Annotated in this window: 10 protein-coding genes and 2 tRNA genes; 2 read left to right on the forward strand and 10 right to left on the reverse strand. The window is 57.5% G+C overall.

From position 1 onward, the window contains the following. Nucleotides 1-205: 205 nt before the first annotated feature. Both rlmB and rnr read right to left on the reverse strand, forming a co-directional pair. Nucleotides 206-958: a 23S rRNA (guanosine(2251)-2'-O)-methyltransferase RlmB gene (gene rlmB, locus ALO80_RS20305; protein WP_055010302.1), complete on the reverse strand. Its 753-nt coding sequence runs from the start codon at nucleotides 956-958 to the stop codon at nucleotides 206-208. Beyond that, on the reverse strand, nucleotides 955-3,588 hold the full coding sequence (gene rnr / locus ALO80_RS20310; RefSeq protein WP_055010303.1) for a ribonuclease R: 2,634 nt from the start codon (nucleotides 3,586-3,588) through the stop codon (nucleotides 955-957). The genes rlmB and rnr overlap by 4 nt, the downstream gene beginning before the upstream one ends. Nucleotides 3,589-3,813: 225 nt before the next feature. On the opposite strand from rnr, the gene ALO80_RS20315 reads away from it, so the two are divergent. Further along, nucleotides 3,814-3,900 (forward strand) — tRNA-Leu (locus ALO80_RS20315). A gap of 160 nt (nucleotides 3,901-4,060) precedes the next feature. Then, nucleotides 4,061-4,147: transfer RNA gene (locus ALO80_RS20320), tRNA-Leu, on the forward strand. A 90-nt stretch (nucleotides 4,148-4,237) separates the two neighbouring features. On the opposite strand, the gene ALO80_RS20325 is transcribed toward ALO80_RS20320, so the two are convergent. The 8 genes from ALO80_RS20325 to hfq all read right to left on the reverse strand — a co-directional run bounded on the left by ALO80_RS20325 (nucleotide 4,238) and on the right by hfq (nucleotide 16,000). Then, nucleotides 4,238-7,054 (reverse strand): hypothetical protein, encoded by a 2,817-nt coding sequence (locus tag ALO80_RS20325; RefSeq protein WP_055010304.1) that lies wholly within the window; start codon nucleotides 7,052-7,054, stop codon nucleotides 4,238-4,240. A 301-nt stretch (nucleotides 7,055-7,355) separates the two neighbouring features. Further along, entirely contained in the window at nucleotides 7,356-9,290 is a 1,935-nt protein-coding gene (locus tag ALO80_RS20330; protein ID WP_055010305.1) for a methyl-accepting chemotaxis protein, read from the reverse strand. A 168-nt stretch (nucleotides 9,291-9,458) separates the two neighbouring features. Further along, nucleotides 9,459-10,751, reverse strand: coding sequence for an adenylosuccinate synthase (locus tag ALO80_RS20335; RefSeq protein ID WP_055010306.1), 1,293 nt, complete (start codon nucleotides 10,749-10,751; stop codon nucleotides 9,459-9,461). Nucleotides 10,752-10,805: 54 nt separating this feature from the next. Further along, nucleotides 10,806-11,993, reverse strand: a complete 1,188-nt coding sequence (locus tag ALO80_RS20340) for an ATP phosphoribosyltransferase regulatory subunit (RefSeq protein ID WP_054986056.1) — start codon at nucleotides 11,991-11,993, stop codon at nucleotides 10,806-10,808. Between the two features lie 270 nt (nucleotides 11,994-12,263). Continuing rightward, a complete protein-coding gene (hflC, locus tag ALO80_RS20345; RefSeq protein WP_002551822.1) occupies nucleotides 12,264-13,133 on the reverse strand; it encodes a protease modulator HflC in 870 nt (289 codons plus the stop codon). After that, on the reverse strand, nucleotides 13,133-14,329 hold the full coding sequence (hflK, locus tag ALO80_RS20350; protein ID WP_054986057.1) for an FtsH protease activity modulator HflK: 1,197 nt from the start codon (nucleotides 14,327-14,329) through the stop codon (nucleotides 13,133-13,135). The genes hflC and hflK overlap by 1 nt, the downstream gene beginning before the upstream one ends. Nucleotides 14,330-14,425: 96 nt before the next feature. Further along, entirely contained in the window at nucleotides 14,426-15,727 is a 1,302-nt protein-coding gene (gene hflX / locus ALO80_RS20355; protein ID WP_054986058.1) for a ribosome rescue GTPase HflX, read from the reverse strand. A 12-nt stretch (nucleotides 15,728-15,739) separates the two neighbouring features. Further along, nucleotides 15,740-16,000 carry an RNA chaperone Hfq gene (hfq, locus tag ALO80_RS20360; RefSeq protein ID WP_002551819.1) on the reverse strand — a complete coding sequence of 87 codons (261 nt, stop codon included), beginning with the start codon at nucleotides 15,998-16,000 and terminating at the stop codon, nucleotides 15,740-15,742. Nucleotide 16,001 lies beyond the last annotated feature (1 nt).

The raw sequence follows: 16,001 nt of genomic DNA on the forward strand, positions 1-16,001 counted from the left end.
CTTACGGGTTGTAGCCTGCCGCTCAGAAGCGGTCAGACAAGGAGTGAATGACACTGTTGGTCTTGCTCAGGGACAGGCACATGCGCGCCTGCCGTGACAGCAAGGGGCGCAAGTGTAGAGAAGGCAGCTGCAAGCTGCAAGCTGCAAGTGAAAAGCTGCAAGCAAAAGCAAGCAGCTTGAGGCTTGTGGCTTGCAGCTAAACCGCTTAGGGCTTCCGCTTCGCGGAGCGCTGACGCAGCGCTTCAAACAGACACACGCCGGTCGCGACCGACACGTTCAGACTGCTGACACTGCCCGCCATCGGCAGGCGCACCAGATAATCACAATGCTCACGGGTCAGGCGACGCATACCCTTGCCTTCCGCCCCCATGATAATGATGGTCGGCCCGGTCAGATCCTGCTGATACAGCTCGACCTCGGCCTCGCCCGCAGTACCCACCACCCACAACCCGCGCTGCTGGAGTTTTTCCAGCGTACGCGCCAGGTTAGTCACTGCCACAAGCGGAATGACCTCGGCGGCACCGCAGGCGACCTTCCGCACGGCTGGCGTCAAGGTTGCGGATTTGTCCTTGGGCACGATGACCGCCAGCGCACCTGCCGCATCAGCGGTACGCAGGCAAGCGCCGAGGTTGTGTGGATCGGTCACGCCGTCGAGCACCAGCAACAGCGGCGAGCCTTCGCTGCGGTCCAGCAGCTCGTCGAGCATTGCTTCGCCCCAGACCTGACTCGGGCTGACATCGGCAACCACACCCTGATGCACGCCTTCGACCCAGGCATCCATTTCACGTCGCTCTGCCTGACCGATGGTGACGCGATTTTCGGCTGCCAGTGCGACCAGGGTCTGGACACGAGGATCGTTACGACCCTCGGCCAGCCAGATATGCTTGACGCGCTTGGGGTGATGACGAAGTAACGCTTCTACAGCGTGAACGCCGTAGATCTTTTCCAGCTGACTCATGACTTGGCCTTGGGTTTACGAGCGCCACTGCTTTTCGCAGCTGGCGCGGAGCCCGTTTTTGACGAGCCTTTGCGGTGTTTGCTGGCCGGTTTGCCCGATGAAGGCGCAGAGCCCGACCTGTCAGACTTTCCCGACGACGCCTTGCTACCACCCTTCGCGTCTGCCAGAAGTGCTTTTTTCAGCTCGCGGCTTTTACGCACTTCTGCGTTTTTCGCCGCCGCATCGCTCGGCCGGTAGGCTTCGGTGCTGCTTTCCTTGGCAGAAGCGTTGCGACGACCGGACCTGGCCGGTGCCTTCTCTTTTTCAGCCGTGGCTGCCGCGGCAGGAGGCGCAGTGTCATGACCACGACGCTTGCGACCAACCGGAGTAGCAGCCGCTGCGGTTTCGGAAATCTCGAAATCGATCTTGCGCTCATCCAGGTCGACACGCATGACGCGCACTTCAACAGTGTCGCCGAGACGGAAGTTACGTCCGGTACGCTCGCCGGCAAGGCGATGATGCAAGGGGTCGAAGTGGTAGTAATCGCCTGGCAGAGCCGTTACGTGGACGAGACCTTCGACATAGATATCGGTCAGCTCGACGAACAGGCCAAAGCCGGTTACAGCGGTGATCACACCCGGGAACGACTCACCGACGCGATCCTTCATGTACTCGCACTTGAGCCAGTTGACCACGTCACGCGTGGCTTCGTCGGCACGGCGCTCGCTCATCGAGCATTGTTCGCCCAACTGGTCGAGCAGCGCATCGTCGTACGGGTAAATGCGCGCTTTCGGGATCGTCGCCGCACCGGCACGGCGAACGTGCGGCGTATCCTGCCTGGAGCGAATGACACTGCGAATCGCGCGATGGGTCAGCAGGTCTGGATAGCGACGGATAGGCGACGTGAAGTGCGTGTACGCTTCGTAATTCAGACCGAAGTGGCCGTTGTTGTCCGAACTGTAGACAGCCTGACTCAACGAACGCAGCATCACGGTCTGGATCAGGTGGTAATCCGGGCGGTCACGAACGGTTTCCAGCAGCGCCTGATAATCCTTGGGCGTAGGACCCTCCTTGCCCTTGTGCAGGGTCAGACCCAGCTCACCGAGGAATGCGCGGAGTTTTTCCAGGCGCTCTGGCGGCGGACCGTCGTGGACGCGATACAGCGCAGGGATTTCGTGCTTTTTCAGGAATTGTGCGGTGGCCACGTTGGCAGCCAGCATGCATTCTTCGATCAGCTTGTGAGCATCGTTGCGAGTGGTCGGACGGATTTCGGCAATCTTGCGCTCGGAACCGAAGATGATCCGGGTTTCCTGAGTTTCGAAATCGATAGCACCGCGCACATGACGTGCGCCCAGCAACACCTTGTACATGGCGTAAAGCTGCTTGAGGTGCGGAACCACGTCGCCATACTCACCGCGAAGGCTTTTGGCTTCGGCGGTTTTCGGCTGCTCAAGGATCGTGCTGACCTTGTTGTAGGTCAGGCGAGCGTGGGAATGGATGATGCCTTCATAGAACACGTAGTCAGTCATCTCGCCGGTCTTGGAGATGGTCATCTCGCACACCATGGCCAGGCGATCGACATGCGGGTTCAGCGAGCAGAGGCCGTTGGACAACTGTTCAGGCAGCATGGGCACGACACGCTCGGGGAAGTACACCGAGTTGCCGCGCACCTGGGATTCTGCATCCAGCGCGGAACCGATTTTCACATAGCTCGATACGTCGGCAATCGCCACGTAGAGCTTCCAGCCACCGGAGAACAGGCGCAGCTTGCCCGGTTTGGCTTCGCAGTAAACCGCATCGTCGAAGTCGCGAGCGTCTTCGCCATCGATGGTCACGAAAGGCAGGTGGCGCAGGTCTACGCGGTTTTCCTTGTCCTTCTCTTCGACTTCCGGCTTGAGCTTCGCGGCCTCTTTGAGTACGGCCTCGGGCCACACGTGCGGAATGTCGTAGGTACGCAGCGCGACATCGATTTCCATGCCAGGCGCCATGTAGTTGCCGACCACTTCGACCACATCACCTTGAGGCTGGAAGCGCGGGGTTGGCCAGTGGGTGATTTTCACCTCGACGAACTGACCGATCTTCGCACTGTTGTTGCGACCCGGCGTCACCAACACTTCCTGCTGGATTTTCGGGTTATCCGGCACAACGAAGCCGATGCCGCTTTCTTCAAAGTAGCGACCCACAATGCTTTCGTGAGCCCGCGAGATCACTTCGACAATCACGCCTTCGCGACGGCCGCGGCGGTCAAGGCCGGAAACACGCGCCAGCGCGCGGTCACCGTCGAACACCAGACGCATCTGCGCCGGGCTCATGAACAGGTCATCGGAGCCGTCATCGGGAACCAGAAAGCCGAAGCCGTCGCGATGACCGGAAATGCGACCCAGGATCAGGTCAAGCTTGTCTACCGGTGCATAAGTGCCACGACGGGTGTAGATCAACTGGGCGTCGCGCTCCATCGCCCGGAGGCGACGGCGCAGGGCCTCGAATTGATCCTCGGTGGTCAGACCGAATTCTTCGACCAGTTGCTCGCGATTTGCCGGCGAACCGCGCTCGGCAAGGTGCTGCAAGATCAGCTCGCGGCTTGGAATAGGGTTTTCGTATTTTTCCGCTTCACGAGCGGCCTCGGGATCGAGGGACTGCCAATCGGCCATTAGATAGTTTTCACCTTGTATATATAGGGGTTAGTTTGGCATAGACCTCATGAAACGGGAAATTTCACGCTCAAACCGCTCGACAAAAAGCCTGCCAAACCGCGCTGAAGCACCCGAACCACGCCGTCCGCGATTTTTTTCGAGTTTTTTTCACGGCCGGGCTTTACAGCCTAAAAAGCGCTCCGTATAGTGCGCGCCATCGACAGGTTGATCCGTGTCGATACTGCCCAGATGGTGAAATTGGTAGACACGCCAGCTTCAGGTGCTGGTGACCGCAAGGTCGTGGAAGTTCGAGTCTTCTTCTGGGCACCAATTCAGGCAACAGACTACAACAGTCTCAAGCCTCACAAGAACCCGCGAAAGCGGGTTTTTGCATTTTCGGGTTTTGATTATTAAATCAAAACAGGGGTTTACAGCGTAAAACGATCGCCGTATAGTGCGCCCCATCAACGGCGTACACGCTGCTGATGCTGCCCAGATGGTGAAATTGGTAGACACGCCAGCTTCAGGTGCTGGTGACCGCAAGGTCGTGGAAGTTCGAGTCTTCTTCTGGGCACCAATTCAAAAAAACCGAGCCAGTGGCTCGGTTTTTTTTCGACTTGTATCTACATGTCGACTCAGCAAACATGCCTTAGCAGACAGATTCAGCTTATGGTTTCATGCCGAAGCCATACAGGATGGCTGAGTCTGGGCTAACCATAATACTATTATCAAGCTCAGGGTTATCAGGGTTAAACAGCCTTCTATGCTCCTGAACCCCTGGCCTGGACCACTTGTCACGCGCCCAGACCGAGTGACTCCGTTTCTCCCCCGCAGGTGTGTCTGGAAAATCGACAAACAACTTTCCACCGGCTTCAAGACGGAGCCTGCGCCAGGTAGCCAGATTCACTATTAAAAGCCCTCTGTCGCGGGCAATTTTCTCACATTGTGAATAGGTACCGTAAGTCAAGTACTCCAGCGTGGTGATACCCTGAACAGTCACCGTCACAACGACAGTCTGCCCAGCGGAATCTCTCACCTGAACAAATACCGATCCGTTCTTCCTGGCCATCAAAAGCCCTTTCCCATCGACGTCGACGACAGATGCATCTCCCGACTCAAAAGTATAAGGACCTGTGCCACCACTTATAACCAGTAGCTTACTTGAACCAGGCGGCACCGTCGCAGTACTTCCTGGTTTCGGATATGCTGCAGTCAAGGAGACTTCTGATGACTCAACGCTCAATGCGTTAACTTTCGGTTTTATAACCACGTTCAGCACGGGAAAGTCTTCAGCATAGGTATCATCAAAGTCTCCATCGAGCGTAGCTTTTGCAAACACCCGTAACGGGCTGCCCTCCGCCAGTTCATCGAACTCGGCACGATCGACAGTTATCTCCAGATCCTTCTGCGCCTCGACGTCAGTCAACCGATTGGCCGTCCAAACGTTAATCTCCAGGAAACTGCCATCCTTGGCAACACCCTCCAGACGCAACCACACTCGTTGATCCGCCGCAATGAACGGCCACTTCTTGAGCTTCACCACGATATCGGCTTTTACCGCGACCAGATCCAGAATCCCTTCGGGCGCTTGCTCGATTACCGGTGCAGACAAATCGTCCAGACCAAGCTTTTCAATCTCGACAACAGTGACTTCAGACTCTATAGGCGCGGCCAATCCTTTGCGCGTGACATTATAATAGACCCAGACCTCCGCACCCGTATTCGCGCCAATTGCCGAGGCCGGAACATCGAACTCCAACACTTGGTTCACGCTGCTCACATTCTGCGTTGCAATATCCGGCGTTCCAGCTCCATACGTCCCGCTCCAGAAGAGTCGAACCGTATCGCCAACAGCAATAGACGGGTAAGCCCGAATGACGACTTTTGCACCAGTTCGCGCGACCATAGGATCGAGCACCGAAGCCACAGTGGCCGGAACATCTGGAGCAGGAAGCAAAAGGGCAGCCAACTGAGGTCCTACCGAAAACGACGTTTCTTGAGACCTGAACTTCCGGAGTGTGCCATCCGCCCCCTGACGCTCGATGACGTAATAAGCAGTGGCCTTCTTGTTGAGCGCAGTATTGACGGTCGCAGCAGGGATGTTAAATACCAGGTCACGATCGACATTGGCAGCATCAACGGCCTGAGGGACCGACACGTACGGGTCGCCCCCTTCGGCCAACTGCCAATACGCGGTAACACTGTCGCCCTCCTGAGTCTCTGTAAAAGGTACGGTAAGCGTTGTTCCGGCGCTGGCTAAAGACGCATCCATATTGCCATTCTTAACCCCTCCCACAATGGCGCCCTCCAACACTCTGGAATCAGCAGCTTCCCGCTCTTGCTGATTACCGACAAAAAATTTGTATTCGGGAGAGTTAAAGCCAATGCTCCTGCCGTCCGGCAGGGTACGCTCGAGCCGGTAATAAACCGTGACGAACTTGCCTCGATAGGAGTTGATGGTGTCCTCGAGATACACGTCAATTAGCAGTTCTTTATCGACGTTCAGCTCAGTGACGGTCAGTGTCTCTTTAAACTTATTCTGTCGTGAAGAATCACTCCAGACCATGGTGACCTTGTCGTTGACCAGCGTCCCCTGAAAAGGTATACGTACATAGACATAATCAATAAATGTATCCGGGTCAAGGTACCCATCAACGCCCTTAATATAAGGCGCCAAGCCGGCAAGGCGCGCCCCCACATAGAGGCTGCTCTTGAGTGAGTTGTACCAGATGCCGTCTCTGTAAACCTGATAGTAGATATCTACGGAGCCATTCAGCAACGGCCTGATATCCCCGTCGGTCCAGATAAATTTCAGGGGCCTATGAGCAAGATTGCCAGAACTGACAGGGCGCTCTTCATCGATAACGTTAATAGCTTTCTGGTTGGCGTCGACACCCGCCTTGACCAGCCTGACTGCATCGCGATCTTTCATATCCGGGTAGTCAAGACTGACGGTTACATACTTGACGGTTCCTTTGGCACTAATCTTATTTATATCAATCGTATTATCTTTAGCATCAATCACTTCCGGAGCCGGCAGGTAAAGGCCGCGAACCTCGAAGGATAAAATACCCGATGTACGAACTTTCCCAGACGTCGGCGTGACGACATAATGAAGAGTTGCTGTTTGACCTGCAAGCTTCTTTAAATACGCTGACGGCACCACAAGAATACGGTTATCACCACCCGCCACATCCTTTACGTGGAAGCCCTGACTCCAACTGACCGACGAACCAGCGGGACCATTGAAATGAAGCTCAACGTATTCACCTACCGCAAAATTCAGATAATTGATATTCAGAACCGACCACAATCCAACGCTGAGGCCTTGCCCTGCCAGGTAGGACATATCTGATAACGACGGGGGTGATGATGGCTTGGCAGGATAGCCTAACTGAACATAATCAACGTTTTTGGCGGCGTCATACTTCTTGAACCCACCGACAATCACGGGCGCATAGAGAAACTCCCATATAGCAGCCATATTAATTCCATCCTTAGAAATAAGTTTAAATATCAAACTGTGTTTTTTCAGCACAGCGCAGAAAGCTTATTCATCCTCATAAGCTTTACTCACGGTAGTCGACCTGTTGGAACTGCATAACTATCAGACGTAACAGGTAGACAGTCGATAAAAAATAGGCCACAAGGTCTTAGACACACTGAAACTGACGCCGTTGAATCAATGCACGAAGACGCCTTTCATCAGTAAGTTTAAATATCACCCTGCGTATTTTGTAGGCACTGGCATTAGCCAGAACTTTTTCACAAATATGTTCGCCGTCTCAAGCCCTGAATTGCCCAAGGCTCGCCTTCAATTGCGCCGCCAGACCGTTCAGCACCTTGCCACTGGCCGTCGTCTCGACCACCGCCTTCGCGGCACGCTCAGCCTGAGCGTGGATAACCTCTACCCGACCACGTACCGCCTGGGCTCCTTCAGCCTGATGAACCGCCGCCTTGGTCGCCAGCCCGATGGCCGCGTGCACCTGCTCGACAGATGCCTGCACCGTCTGCTGGCGCTTGGCACTTTCACGTAACACTTCAAGCCCTTCTTTGGCCTGGCGACCAGCAATATCAATGGCCGCGACCGCCTCTTTCGCACCACGCTGCAAGGCGACGATATGTTCCTGGATATCGCCGGTCGAACTCTGCGTCTTACTGGCCAGAGCGCGGACCTCGTCAGCAACCACTGCAAAGCCACGACCCGTTTCACCAGCCCGCGCGGCCTCGATGGCCGCGTTGAGTGCCAGTAGATTGGTTTGTTCGGCAATACTTTGAATAACCTCCAGCACAACCTCGATCTGCTGGCTTTGCAACGCAAGACGTTCGATCACCTGCGCACCGGTATCCACCTGTCCGGCCAGCGCCTCAATCAGCCCGCCGACCTGACTGGACGTGCGGGTATTTTCATCAGTCGCCTGCTTGATATCGTTGACCTGACGCAAAGCCGCCTGCATCGCCTGGCTTTCCGACTGCGCCTCATCGGCCATATGCTCCAGCGCCTTCAGGCTGGCAGCCACTTCATCACGCTGCAAGGCGGCTGCGGCGTCGGCACCCGCGTTGCGTTGACTCATCGCGCCGATCTCGACACCGGTCAGTTGCGCGACCTCTCCCGCTTCACGCACGATGGGTTGCAGCTTGTCGATGAAGCGATTGACCGCCGCCGACATGTCGCCAATCTCGTCGTTACTGTCCAGTTTGACGCGTTTGGTCAGGTCGCCCTCACCCGCCGCAAGATCATTCAGTGCCGCGATCAGCAGGTGCAGCTTGCTGACTACCCGACGCCCCAGCACCACCGCCAGCAACAGCAATACGCCCAACCCCACCAGCGCCAGCCCCATACCGATTCGCCAGCGCAAGATTTCGGCGGCTTCCTGAACAGCGACACGCGTATTGCCGGTCATCGCCGTACCCGCCGCCTGAGCCGATTGCAGGCGCGTGCGCAAGGCAGTAGAGCTGTCTTTGGAAGCACTGGCCAGACTGTCGGAAACCAACTGCTCACCACTGATGATCAGGGCGGCGAAACGCTTGTCCAGCGCCGCCAGATTCTCCTCGACCGTGGCCGTGGAGACCCCCATGCGCACCTTGCCGATCTCGACACCATTAGGGCTGATGGATGCCTCGACGTAATACACCGAAGGATCGTTTTTTGCGGCATTGAGGATCTTGTCCATCGCCCGTTCGCCTTCACCCTTCGCCAACAGCGCCTTGACCAGCGGATTGTCGCGATTCATGTACCGCGTAAGGTGCTCGCCGGCCGCATCGTCGTAGACCACAAACAAAACATTAGGATTGCGCTGGGCACGTCGGGCAAATTCAGAAAGGGTTGGCGTGTCGTTATCCCACATGGCTCGCGGAGCAACTGCAGCGAGCAATTCGGCCATGTCGGTCGCAGACTCCCGAAGGTCCTTTTCCAGCGTGGCGCGCAACTGGGCCTGCTCATCCTTCAAACGCGCAGAGAGTCCGACACTCAAGCGCTGACGGGTACTGGTCGAAAGAGAGTCGAGGCTCGACGTCACTTCGCTACTCGCCAGCTCCAGCTCGGAAGAAAGATGTTGCGAATCTACCCCAAGACGGCTGGCAAGATCAGCTTCAAGCGCCGTGACCGTGCTCCGGGTAAGGGCAACTGCCACCAGGACCTGCACCAAAAGGGCAATGCCCAGCGCAATGAAGACGGGACGCAGCAAACGGCTTTGCAAAAGAGACAAGACAGCAGACACAGGAGAATCCCTCCACCCTCAGCGCCGTTAAAATGATGGCACTTTTCTGTCATCTTTGTAGCAAGTGCCGTGCCGTGACACAAGTCTCACTTTTCAGGGTGGGCCGCGCCAATCATCGAAAGCAAAAAGGGCCGCAATGCGGCCCTTTTGGTAACACTCGGCGATGGATCAGCCGAACGGATGACGCAGTACGATAGTCTCGTTGCGGTCAGGACCGGTCGAAATGATATCGATAGGCGCACCTACCAGCTCTTCGACGCGCTTGATGTATGCGCGCGCGGCTGCAGGCAGCTCTTCGAGAGTCTTGGCACCCAGCGTGGATTCGTTCCAGCCTGGCATCTGCTCGTAAACCGGGCGCAGGCCCAGATAACTGTCGGCGTCGGTAGGTGCATCAATGACAGCGCCGTCTTCGTTTTCGTAGCCGACGCAGATATTGATGGTCTCAAGGCCGTCGAGCACATCCAGCTTGGTCAGGCACAGGCCCGAGATGCTGTTGATTTCAATGGCGCGACGCAGGATGACGGCATCGAACCAGCCGCAACGACGCGCACGACCGGTAGTGGCACCGAACTCGTGACCGCGCTTGGCCAGAAACGCACCGACATCATCGAACAGCTCGGTCGGGAACGGGCCCGAACCCACGCGCGTGGTGTAGGCCTTGGTGATGCCCAGGATGTAATCCAGGTACATCGGACCAAAACCGGAACCGGTGGCAATGCCGCCCGCCGTGGTGTTGGAGCTGGTGACGTACGGATACGTACCGTGGTCGATGTCCAGCAGCGAACCCTGTGCACCCTCGAACATGATGTCCTTGCCGTCGCGGCGCATTTCATGCAGCGCAGCGGTGACATCGAGCATCAGGGGCTTGAGCAGATCGGCGTATTCCATGCACTCGTCGAGTGTCTTCTGGAAGTCGATGGCAGGCTCTTTGTAATAATTGACCAGCACGAAGTTGTGGTAGTCGAGCAGCTCGCCCAGCTTGGCGGCGAAACGCTCGCGATGGAACAGGTCGCCGATGCGCAGACCGCGACGTGCAACCTTGTCTTCGTATGCCGGGCCGATACCACGGCCGGTGGTGCCGATCTTGAACTCGCCGCGGGCTTTTTCACGCGCCTGGTCCAGCGCAACGTGGTACGAAAGAATCAGCGGGCAGGACGGGCTGATGCGCAGGCGCTCACGCACCGGAATGCCTTTCTCTTCCAGTTTGATGATTTCGCGCAGGAGCGCATCGGGAGCAACCACCACACCATTACCGATCAGGCACTGCACGCCTTCGCGCAGCACACCGGATGGAATCAGGTGCAATACGGTTTTCTCACCATCGATCACCAGCGTGTGACCAGCATTGTGGCCACCCTGATAGCGAACTACGGCGGTAGCATGTTCGGTCAGCAGATCGACGATCTTGCCTTTGCCCTCATCACCCCATTGAGTGCCCAGGACTACGACATTCTTACCCATAACACTTGTCCTCATTCACGCAAACTTGGTGCCGGCGGCGGCCGGCAGGAATACTCAAGAAGCCAGCGGCATTACCTGCCAGTGCTCGCCATGCTGAATCAATTGCCGGTCACAGTCGGCTTCACGCGCGGCGCTCGCCTGCTGCCCAGGCAACGCCTGAACCACACGCTGACCTTCGCTGCGCAACTGGCAAACCTGCTGCCAGAGTGCCGCATCCGTACTGTCCGGCATCCAGATGCCACCAGACGGTAAGACGATTTCTGCCTGCCCCAGCGTTACCAGGGTTTTCAGGTCAGTGGAAAAGCCGGTTGCCGGACGGGCACGACCGAAGTCGGCACCGATGTCATCGTAACGACCACCCTGAGCGATTGACTGGCCCACACCCGGTACGAAGACCGCAAACACCACACCGGTGTGATAGTGGTAGCCACGCAGCTCGCCAAGATCGAAATACAACGGCAACTGCGGGAAACGCGCAGCCAGACGCTCGGCGATTGCCAGCAGGTCATCCAGCGCAGCCAGCACTGGCGCAGGCGCGCCAGCCAGACGATCACGCGCGGCATTGAGTACCTCGCGCCCACCGCACAGATCGACCAGCGCGCGCAGCATCGAGGCCAGCTCCTGCGGCAGGTCCGCGGTCAGGGCAACCACTTCGTCAATGGCCTTGCGCTGCAGCGCATCGAACAACTGCTGCTCGACTTCGCCGGACAGGCCGGCTGCACGCGCCAGACCACGATAGATACCGACATGCCCGAGGTCCATGTGTACATCCGGCACATCGGCCAGTTGCAGCATGGCCAGCATCAGACTGATGACTTCGACATCACTGCTCGGGCTTGCATCACCGTACAGCTCGGCACCCAGCTGAATCGGGCTGCGCGAAGAAGACAGTGCACGCGGCTGGGCATGCAGAACGCTGCCTGCATAGCACAGACGGCTAGGGCCTTCACGCTTGAGTGTGTGGGCATCGATGCGAGCAACCTGAGGCGTGATGTCGGCACGAAAGCCCATCTGCCGGCCTGATTGCGGGTCGATCACCTTGAAGGTGCGCAGATCCAGATCCGAACCTGCGCCCGTCAGCAAGGATTCGAGATATTCGATATGCGGGGTGACGACGAACTCATAGCCCCAGCTCTGAAACAGATCCAACACCTGACGGCGCGCTACTTCAATGCGCGCCGCTTCCGGTGGCAGTACTTCTTCGATGCCATCTGGTAGCAGCCAGCGGTCGACCGTTGCCATTACGCCATTCCCCTGTGATCCAGGCGGCCAGCCTACAGGCCAGCCTTGAGTGAAGCAGAAAGTGGTGCGCTGTATGACGGGCACGACAAATGCCCGAGACAGGCCTTGCAGACCACTTTCCTCGAAAAATCTTGCCGCGTTCTGATTCAGATACGGCCAATCAATCGTGCAGACGCAAAAAAGCCGGGAATTTCCCGGCTGCCGCATGATACACACGTTTCACCGTACGTTCACCCCACCGGGCGGTTTTGCCGCCCGGCGGGTGATTAATTACGGCTTGGCTTTTTCCAGATAGCGAAAGAACTCGCTGTTCGGATCAAGCACCATCACGTCGCTCTTGTTCGCAAAGCTTTCGCGGTAGGCACGCAGGCTGCGATAAAACGCGTAGAACTCCTGGTCCTGACCGTAAGCCTTGGAGTAGATCGCGGCAGCCTGGGCATCACCATCACCACGCGCTTCTTCCGACTCGCGATAGGCTTCTGCCAGCAACACACGACGCTGACGATCGGCGTCGGCACGGATGCCTTCAGCCAGTTCGTTACCCTTGGCGCGGTGTTCGCGCGCTTCACGCTCACGCTCGGTGCTCATACGCTCGAAAACGCTGCGATTCACTTCCTTCGGCAGGTCGATGGCCTTGACCCGGACATCGACGACTTCGATGCCCAGCTCTTTCTCGGCCATGCGGTTGAGGGAACCGGTGATATCAGCCATCAGCGCATCTCGCTCACCCGACACGACTTCGTGCAGGGTGCGCTTGCCGAACTGGTCACGCAGGCCAGACTCCAGACGGCGCGACAGACGCTCGTCGGCAATCTGCTTCAGGCCGGAAGTCGCGGTGTAGAAACGCTCCGCATCCTTCACACGCCATTTGGCATAGGCATCGACCATGACCGCTTTCTTTTCCAGTGTAAGGAAGCGCTGGGTCGGTGCATCGAGGGTCAGCAAACGACCGTCGAACTTGCGCACCTGGTTCACGTAGGGAACCTTCACATGCAGACCCGGCTGAACATCGGCCTGAACCACACGACCGAATTGCAGCAGCACTGCACGCTCGGTCTGGGACACGATGTAGAAGCTGTTCCAGGCGATGACCGCCAGTACCACGCCGACAATAAGGGTGATCAGTGATTTGTTACTCATCAGCGAGTCTCCCTGGTGCGTACTTCGCCACGCTGCTGAGCTTCAGTTGCCCGGGCGGCAGCGGCAGCATCGGTAGCGGACTGCGATGGCGTACCTGCATTGGAGCCGTTGGCGTTACTGCTGCGGCTGCTTTCGATCATCTTGTCGAGCGGCAGATAAAGCAGGTTGTTCTGCCCTTTTTCGCCAGTCACAAGAACCTTGCTGGTGTTGCTGAAGACTTCCTGCATGGTGTCCAGATACAGACGCTGGCGGGTGACTTCAGGAGCCTTGCGGTATTCGGCGACCAGTTTGGTAAAGCGATCAGCCTCACCCTTGGCACGCGAAACCACTTCATCGCGGTAGCCGTTGGCATCTTCGAGGATGCGCTGGGCCTGACCGCGGGCTTCCGGAATCACGCCATTGGCGTAGCTCTCAGCCTGGTTGCGCGCACGCTGCTCGTCCTCACGCGCCCGGATCACGTCATCGAACGCTTCCTGCACCTCACGCGGCGCAGCAGCGCTCTGCACGTTGACCTGAGTGACGGTGATGCCGGTGCGGTAGGTGTCGAGGAAACGTTGCAGACGCTCCTTGATTTCGCTGGCCATCAGTTCACGACCCTCAGTCAGGACCTGGTCCATGGCCGTGGAACCCACGACATGGCGCAGCGCACTTTCAGTAGCGTGCTGCAGGCTGATTTCAGGCTGGTCGACGTTCAGGACGAAATCCTGCAGGTTGCTGATCTTGTACTGCACGGTCAGCGGCACTTCGACGATATTCTCGTCTTCGGTGAGCATCTGGCCCTGCTTGCTGTAGGCACGCTCGCGCGTCACGTTTTCCATGTACTTGCGGTCGAACGGCGGGAAGTAGATGTTGAGACCCGGCCCCACGGTTTCATGGTACTGACCGAAACGCAGTACAACCGCCTGCTCCTGCTCGTCAACGACATAGATAGCGCTGTAAAGCCAGAAAGCGATAAGCACGACAAGGCCAATGCCGAGCAGGCCAAAGCCGCCGCCCTTGCCAGAGCCGCCCCCGCTGCCACTGCCGCTGCCATCGCTGCCGCGTTTGTTACCGCCGCCGAACAACCCCTTCAGGCTTTCCTGCAGCTTACGGAAGGCCTCGTCGAGATCAGGTGGTCCCTTGCGGTCGCCGCCACGGCGTTTGCCACCCCAGGGATCTTGATTATTCGAGTTGCCACCCGGCTCATTCCAAGCCATAGCGCTCTCCATCTGATAAAGCAAAGACGCGCCCGCGGCGCGCCGACCAATGCTACAGAATGCTCGCGAAAGCCGTACAACGGCTTTCTCGTGCTTTTATTGCAAAGTGTGTTGCTCGATGAACTCCAGCGGCTGCAATCCTTCGCGACTCACCAGACGATTGAGTTCAACGCGCGGCAGCCGCACTGCCAGCACACTGGCACCGTCTTCGTCATGCGTTTCGCTCTGCACCGCACCCAGTTCGAAAAACTGGGCGCGCAGCCGGGCAAGACTCTGAGGCAAAAGCAGCGTACCTACAAACAGATCGTCGCCGAGCAGTTCGGCAATAGCCTGCTTGAGCAGATCCAGCCCTCGACCATCATGGGCAGACACCCAGACACGCTGCGGCTTGCCATCGGCATCGCGCTGTATCTGAGGCTCCACGCCTTCAAGCAGATCGAGTTTGTTATAGACCTCGAGGATCGGCAAGCCCTCGGCCCCGATCTCGCCGAGCACAGCCATGACCTGCTCGATCTGCGACATGCGGTCGGGCTCGTGGGAGTCGATCACATGCAGCAGTAAATCGGAGTTGCTCGATTCTTCAAGCGTCGCGCGAAAGGCTTCTACCAGTTTATGTGGCAGATGGCGAATGAAGCCCACGGTATCAGCCAGCACGATAGGCCCCAGGTCATCGAGCTGCAGACGACGCAAGGTCGGATCGAGCGTGGCAAACAACTGGTCCGCCGCGAACACATCCGAATCGGTTACCGAGTTGAACAGGGTCGACTTGCCGGCGTTGGTGTAGCCCACCAGTGAAACTGAAGGAATATCGGCGCGACGACGCCCACGACGTGCCTGATCCCGCTGGCTGCGAACCTTCTCCAGCCGCCCCTTGATCTGCCGCAGGCGAACCCGCAGAAGACGACGGTCGGTTTCGAGCTGGGTTTCACCCGGACCGCGCAGGCCGATACCACCTTTTTGTCGCTCAAGGTGAGTCCAGCCACGGACCAGGCGCGTGCTCATGTGCTCAAGCTGGGCCAGTTCGACCTGCAGCTTGCCTTCGTGAGTACGCGCTCGCTGCGCAAATATATCGAGGATAAGCCCCGTACGATCAAGCACACGACACTCGAAAACGCGTTCGAGGTTACGTTCCTGACTGGGCGTGAGGGTGTGATTGAAGATGACAAGATCAGCCTGTTCGGCTTTGACCTGGTCGCGAAGCTCCTCGACCTTGCCAGAGCCAATCAGGTATTTGGCCGATGGCCGATGACGCGGCACGTTGATAAACGCAACGGTATCGGCACCGGCCGATATGGCCAGCTCCTGAAACTCCTGCGGATCTTCGCGCGCCTCAGGGTCCTGACCATCCAGATGAACGAGAATTGCACGTTCACCACCACTGTGGCGCTCAAAGAACAAGGCAGACTCCTATCAGGCGTTACCTGGCTCGGCGTCTGCGCCGTCAGCGTCGGTAGCGCTGGGAAGGCGGATCGGACGAACCGGTACGACGGTGGAAATGGCGTGTTTGTAAACCATCTGGCTGACAGTATTTTTCAGCAAAATGACGAACTGGTCGAAAGACTCGATCGTGCCCTGCAGCTTGATACCGTTGACCAGGTAGATCGAAACCCCGACCTTCTCTTTTCGCAAGGTATTCAAGTAAGGGTCTTGTAGCGAATGCCCTTTTGACATG

This window comes from Pseudomonas caricapapayae, assembly GCF_001400735.1.
GTDB classification, from domain to species: Bacteria; Pseudomonadota; Gammaproteobacteria; order Pseudomonadales; family Pseudomonadaceae; genus Aquipseudomonas; species Aquipseudomonas caricapapayae.

Coding starts and splice junctions, on each gene's coding strand:
- rlmB (WP_055010302.1), bottom strand. CDS start 958: ATGAGTCAGCTGGAAAAGATCTACGGCGTTCACGCTGTAGAAGCGTTA.
- rnr (WP_055010303.1), bottom strand. CDS start 3,588: ATGGCCGATTGGCAGTCCCTCGATCCCGAGGCCGCTCGTGAAGCGGAA.
- ALO80_RS20325 (WP_055010304.1), bottom strand. CDS start 7,054: ATGGCTGCTATATGGGAGTTTCTCTATGCGCCCGTGATTGTCGGTGGG.
- ALO80_RS20335 (WP_055010306.1), bottom strand. CDS start 10,751: ATGGGTAAGAATGTCGTAGTCCTGGGCACTCAATGGGGTGATGAGGGC.
- ALO80_RS20340 (WP_054986056.1), bottom strand. CDS start 11,993: ATGGCAACGGTCGACCGCTGGCTGCTACCAGATGGCATCGAAGAAGTA.
- hflC (WP_002551822.1), bottom strand. CDS start 13,133: ATGAGTAACAAATCACTGATCACCCTTATTGTCGGCGTGGTACTGGCG.
- hflK (WP_054986057.1), bottom strand. CDS start 14,329: ATGGCTTGGAATGAGCCGGGTGGCAACTCGAATAATCAAGATCCCTGG.
- hfq (WP_002551819.1), bottom strand. CDS start 16,000: ATGTCAAAAGGGCATTCGCTACAAGACCCTTACTTGAATACCTTGCGA.